General features: G+C 31.2%; 1 pseudogene. It reads left to right on the top strand.

The features are described 5' to 3' along the window. A pseudogene (locus GNY06_RS03570) lies at nt 1-581 on the top strand (C97 family peptidase); the annotation flags it as partial. Nucleotides 582-1,876 lie beyond the last annotated feature (1,295 nt).

Here is a 1,876-nt window from a genome sequence, read left to right as displayed (position 1 = left end):
TTTCTCCTGTTGAGGGAATACAGATCCCCGTATACAGAGGAAACCAAAGCGTAGTCGGAGACTCTAGACCATTAAGCCCCGAGGAAATCAGGATGCTTACCGCAAGGGATCCTATTACAAATTTAAATCAATTCTTTAGGTGCCTAGATAGATATAAACCAGCTAAGCTGACCGTTTATGCAGACAGGAATGGTATTGGCCATGCTTTTATAACCATCACCCAAGGGAGTAATGTTCTTACTTTTGGTTTTTACCCAAAACTAGAAGCTTTAGCTAAAAGGGGAATAGGTCCGGGTATTTTAAATAATGATAGCCAACATGTTTTCAGTACTTATCTTAATGTAGGTAGCATCTCGCCTGCTCAATTAACTCAAATTATTAATTTAGCTGAACGATATCAGAACAGCTGGTATAATCTAGCAACTCATAACTGCACCACATTTACTAAGGATGTTATGAACATATTAGGGAAAAACATGCAAGGATTAGATATTCCTAGGTTTTTTGCAGATACACTGGTGCAAATGGGAGGGGTAAATAGACCAGGATTTGGTCCCTATACGCGAAGATCTTGTAATTAAATAATAAGTTAAGATGGAAAGCAATAGATTATTTAGAGTATTGAAAACTTCAGCCGTAATTTCTTTCATTTTTATTAGCGGTTTTAATGAAAATGCTTATCCTTTTTTTATAGTATTTCAAAACAATTTGTTATATCTTTTGTATGGTTTAATAGATATTCATCATTTGCTTTCACTGGTTATCTTTTTAAATTTAATTATTTTTTCGATCTCTAAGAGATATAAAGATCGATATAGTTTCCTTTTATGTTTTATTGCTTTATTATCGGGGATTACATGTTACTATAGCTATGTTTTTTATACACATCCCAATGATAGCCGAATATTGAAGCGCTTTTTTATTATACCTACATCAATATTTATTCTACTCTCTATAGGGATTATAATATTAAATTTTTATCCAAAAGATAAATCCAAGAACTCTGATTAATATAAGGCTAGTGGATTGTTTTCAAAATTTTTTATACTTCACAATCCTAAAACTTAATCCATTAAATTAATTAAAATGATTAATTTAGATGATCAATATCGCAACATCTGGTCCTTTATAGTAAGCCTTTGTACCTCATTTAATCAGCAGCTTATGAACATATGAGGGAAAAATCACAATACGAACAATCTTTTAATTAAATAGTAAGATGAAAAGCAATAGATTATTTAGAGTATTGAAAACTTTAGCGGTAATTTCTTTCTTTTACACTGGAGATTTATCTGAAAATTCTTATCCTTTTTTTATAGTATTTCAGTTCAATGTGGTGTATCTTTTTAGTGTATTAATAGAATTGGATTTTGATTATATATATATTGATACATTGCTTTCACTGTTTATCTTTTTAAATTTAATTATTTTTATGACCTCTAAGAGATATAAAGATCGATATAGTTTCCTATTATGTTTTATTACCTTATTATTGGGGATGACGTGTTTCTGTATACAGGATTTTTCTAGATTGCATAATGATATTCCAATATTAAATACCTTTAGTATACCCTTTTCAATATTTATTCTACTCTCTATAGGAATTATGATATTAAATTTTTATCCAAAGGAGCAGTCTAAATAAAGCGACCATAAAGAAAATGTTTAGATGAAGTGAAGCGCTCCCCATATGGGGGAGCGCTCTTTTTGTAATGATTTATCTTCTAATTTTTCAGTTTTTCATACCATTGCTTAACTTCTTTGTAGCCAAAAGGGTTCTGGCTGTAATTGCCGGTGATCACCTGTCTGGTGGCTAGGAGTGAGGGCTTAGCGGATAGCTTGTTTTTTTTCCAGTAATAGAGAGCTGAAGTAAATT

Origin of the sequence: Elizabethkingia argenteiflava (assembly GCF_009904105.1) — a bacterium.
GTDB lineage: Bacteria > Bacteroidota > Bacteroidia > Flavobacteriales > Weeksellaceae > Elizabethkingia > Elizabethkingia argenteiflava.
Note: the sequence above shows the minus strand (reverse complement) of the source record. Positions and strands in the feature narration are given on the sequence as shown.